Origin of the sequence: Plectonema cf. radiosum LEGE 06105, assembly GCF_015207665.1 — a bacterium.
In the GTDB taxonomy this organism is placed as follows: domain Bacteria; phylum Cyanobacteriota; class Cyanobacteriia; order Cyanobacteriales; family Nostocaceae; genus Rivularia; species Rivularia radiosa_A.
On record NZ_JADEWL010000268.1, the window covers coordinates 1 to 3825 of the forward strand.

The 3825-nt window shown below is 38.5% G+C and carries 5 protein-coding genes; 2 read left to right on the forward strand and 3 right to left on the reverse strand.

Features of this window, described 5'->3' with window-relative positions; all coding sequences use genetic code 11:
- From IQ247_RS31710 to IQ247_RS31720, 3 genes are all read right to left on the reverse strand, one after another.
- Positions 1-537 (reverse strand): hypothetical protein (locus tag IQ247_RS31710; protein ID WP_193926162.1); only part of this gene is annotated, 537 nt, incomplete at its 3' end.
- Between the two features lie 3 nt (positions 538-540).
- Positions 541-1506, reverse strand: a complete 966-nt coding sequence (locus IQ247_RS31715) for a hypothetical protein (RefSeq protein WP_322745617.1) — start codon at positions 1504-1506, stop codon at positions 541-543.
- Positions 1507-1644: 138 nt separating this feature from the next.
- Complete coding sequence (locus IQ247_RS31720) at positions 1645-2043, reverse strand: four helix bundle protein (protein ID WP_193926163.1); 399 nt, start codon at positions 2041-2043, stop codon at positions 1645-1647.
- Positions 2044-2094: 51 nt separating this feature from the next.
- Here IQ247_RS31720 and IQ247_RS31725 point away from each other — a divergent pair, with 51 nt between their 5' ends.
- Together IQ247_RS31725 and IQ247_RS31730 are read left to right on the forward strand one after the other, a co-directional pair.
- Positions 2095-3285: a hypothetical protein gene (locus tag IQ247_RS31725; protein WP_228060228.1), complete on the forward strand. Its 1191-nt coding sequence runs from the start codon at positions 2095-2097 to the stop codon at positions 3283-3285.
- 3 nt (positions 3286-3288) lie between these two features.
- On the forward strand, positions 3289-3825 hold a 537-nt coding region (locus IQ247_RS31730; RefSeq protein ID WP_193926164.1), incomplete at its 3' end, for a hypothetical protein.

Here is a 3825-nt window from a genome sequence, read left to right on the forward strand (position 1 = left end):
TATGTCAACTTCCCATTCACCAATTTTTACCTGTCTGGGAGCAGACAAATAGGAAATAATTATTTTGGAACGAACTTGACCGTTGAATACGCGAGCAGGTGTAATTTGTGCAAGTTCTTGCAATACAGCATTACGAAATCCGCTTTTACCTGATTGAATTAGAAATGACGCAATATAAGCATTTGTAGTAACACGTTTACCTTTACCTATATCTCTTCCTTTATCTAACTCTTTGGTTCCGGGGATAACACCATCCCAATTAAAAGTTAAATTCGCCCATTGTCTGACAGTGTTTTTTACAACTTCTGGATGACGATATAAATAGTGTTGCTCCGACATAACTAGAGCGCGACCATTAACTAATTGCACAAACGTCGTTTTTCTAGCAGCAAGTTGATTAACTTTAAAACTTAAAAACAATAGAAATAAAAAGCTAATTAGGCTAAATGTTGTCAGCCCGATGAAGCACAAAGGAAGTATATCTTTGGAATCGAGTAATAATTTAGGTCGTCGAACTTGTCTTAATGATTTAAGCATCTGCTACACCTTTCCTGCAAAACCAGTTGCTACGGCGACTACACCATCAAAAGCAGCATTTACAAGTGCTGGAACTCTACTATTAATACCTGTATAAAGTGCAATTCCACCTCCTCCAGCTATCAATAAAGCTAATGCAGGAGCAAAGATACTAATAAATGCTAAAAATGCTAAATCAGAAGCACTTTGAGCGCCAGCAGAAACAATTACAGTTGCAGCCAAACCAACTACAATGTTGTAGCCTAACTGCACTCCAAACAAAGATATAAAACCGCTCGCCCAAGCCCATATTGGTTTTGACCCTAAAGGCAACAAACTCAATCCCAAAGCAATTGGTGCAAATGTTGCAGTCATCATTAATGCAGCTTCCAAAATATTAACAAAAGCCCATTGAAGGGCATATAGAAATGTAATTAGTATTAAAGAAATAGAAGCATTGAAAACAGTACCAGGATTTTGTACAAAGTCTATTAATTCTGCAACTGCTAAACGTGCTTGTTCTAGCGGGGCATTATTTTGTTTTTCAGCTTCAGTGAGAATTTCTTCTACAATTGGTCTTTTTTCTTGGAGGCAATCGGTAAGAGGTTTACCAGTCTTTCCCTGACATTCAGCGTAAATTGTAGACACTTGAGTTTTGACATTTTGGGTTAAGGTAACGTTAGAGATTGCACTTTTAAAAGTTGTATCGGCGAGTTGAATATCCAGAACGCTAACAACTTGCTGATGGCCGATATTTCTAATGATAAGTACAGTTTGGGAAAGTAAATAACCGTTACTTCCTAGAAAAAGAGCAATCACCAACGGGTAAATAAAAGATGCAGCTAATTCCGACCATAAAAACCGCTTTTCTTGATAGTCAGCAGCCATTTTTATGGCAAGTATAATAATGCTCAAAGCTGCAAGCGTAGTACCTAAATTACATAAACCTGCCCATAATGCACCCGAAGGGTTAATTACATCTCCCCACACTTTATTCCAAGATTCAACTGTCTGCTGACTCAGCTGAATACTGCTTCTTACTAAACTGATGCCAACAGCCGAATCGGAGTAGTTATCCGTTTGGGCAAGGAGTGGGAGAGAGGGAGAGTGGGGGAGTGGGGGAAAGAGTTATTTGTTTTTGTTGGAGTTGACTATCCATTTTTCGGAGTTGTTAATCATTGTGACAAGCATTCCGAGGATAGAATTATATTTCCGATAAATATCTCTTCCTGCTTCAACATCTAAATATTTACATTGCACCGCAAATTCAATCCAAGTTTGAGTCTCTGCTGCTTCTGCTTCCGAGTCACTAAGTTTCGCTATAAACGCAGCTTCATATCTACGTTTACGCCATGCTTCCGCAAAATTAGCACAAACCGAACGAGAGGAACGACGAATCTGATCGGTTAATGAATACCTTTCTTCAACTGGGAATTTTTTAGATAATTCAAAAATTAGCATTGCCGATTCAAAAGCCATTTTATAAACTTCTAAATCTTTATGATTTTTAAATGATTCTCTTGTCATCTTTCACTTAATTAAAAAGTAATCAACATGAGTATAGTACAAAAATACCCTATGATTCTTAATTATCTCTCTCCCCTCTTCCCCCACTCTCCCACTCCTCCACTCTCCCACTCCCCCACTCCTCCACTCTCCCACTCTCCCACTCCTCCACTCTCCCACTCTCCCTCTCCCTCACTCCTTGCCCAAACGGATAACTACTCCGAATCGGCTGTTGGTATTAGTTTAGTCAGAAGCAGTATTCAACTGAGTCAACAAACCGTTGAATCTTGGAATAAAGTTTGGGGAGACGTAATTAACCCTTCGGGTGCATTATGGGCGGGTTTATGTAATCTTGGTACGACGCTTGCAGCAATGAGCATTATTCTTCTTGCCATAAAAATGGCTGCTGATTATCAAGAAAAACGGTTTTTGTGGTCGGAATTAGCTGCATCTTTTATCTACCCGTTGGTGATTGCTCTTTTTCTAGGAAGTAACGGTTATTTACTTTCCCAAACTGTACTTATCATCAGAAATATCGGTCATCAGCAGGTTGTCAGCGTTCTAGATATTCAACTCGCCGATACAACTTTTAAAAGTGCAATATCTAACGTTACTTTAACCCAAAACGTCAAAACTCAAGTATCTACAATTTATGCTGAATGTCAAGGGAAGACTGGTAAACCCCTTACCGATTGCTTACAAGAAAAAAGACCAATTGTAGAAGAAATTCTCACTGAAGCTGAAAAGCAAAATAATGCACCGTTAGAACAAGCACGTTTAGCAGTTGCAGAATTGACAGACTTTGTACAAAATCCTGGTACTGTTTTTAATGCTTCTATTTCCTTAATATTAATTACCTTTCTCTATGCTCTTCAATGGGCTTTTGTCAATATTTTAGAAGCTGCATTAATGATGACTGCAACATTTGCACCAATTGCTTTGGGATTGAGTTTATTGCCTTTAGGTTCAAAACCAATATGGGCTTGGGCTAGCGGTTTTATATCTTTGTTTGGAGTGCAGTTAGGCTACAACATTGTAGTTGGTTTGGCAGCAACTGTAATTGTTTCTGCTGACGCTCAAAGTGCTTCCGATTTAGCATTTTTAGCATTTATTAGTATCTTTGCTCCTGCACTAGCCTTGTTAATTGCTGGAGGAGGTGGAATTGCACTTTATACAGGTATTAATAGTAGAGTTCCAGCACTTGTAAATGCAGCTTTTGATGGTGTAGTCGCTGTCGCGACAGGTTTCGTAGGAAAGGTGTAACGGATGTTAAAAAGTTTAAAGCAAGTTCGACGACCTAAATTATTACTCGATTCCAAAGATATACTTCCTTTATGCTTCATCGGGCTGACAACATTTAGCTTGATAAGTTTTTTATTTCTCTTATTCCTAAGCTTTAAAGTTAATCAACTTGCTGCCAGAAAAACGACGTTTGTGCAATTAGTTAATGGTCGCGCTCTAGTTATTTCGGAACAACATTATTTATATCGTCATCCAGAAGTCATTAAAAATACTGTAAGACAATGGGCAAATTTAACTTTTAATTGGGATGGTATTATTCCTGGAACCAAACAGTTAGATAAAGGAAGAGATATAGGTAAAGGTAAACGTGTTAGCAATAACGCTTATATTGCTTCATTTCTAATTCAATCAGGGAAAGGGGGATTTCGTCAGGCAGCATTAGAAGCACTTGCTGATATCACGCCTTCCCGCGTATTTGGCGGTCAAGTTCGGTCCAAAATAATTATTTCCTATCTCTCTGCTCCCAGACAGGTAAAAATGGGTGAATGGGAAGTTGACATG

Bases quoted from the DNA above. Each gene is read 5' to 3' on its own strand.
- IQ247_RS31720 (WP_193926163.1), bottom strand. From the start codon at position 2,043: ATGACAAGAGAATCATTTAAAAATCATAAAGATTTAGAAGTTTATAAA.
- IQ247_RS31725 (WP_228060228.1), top strand. From the start codon at position 2,095: ATGATTCTTAATTATCTCTCTCCCCTCTTCCCCCACTCTCCCACTCCT.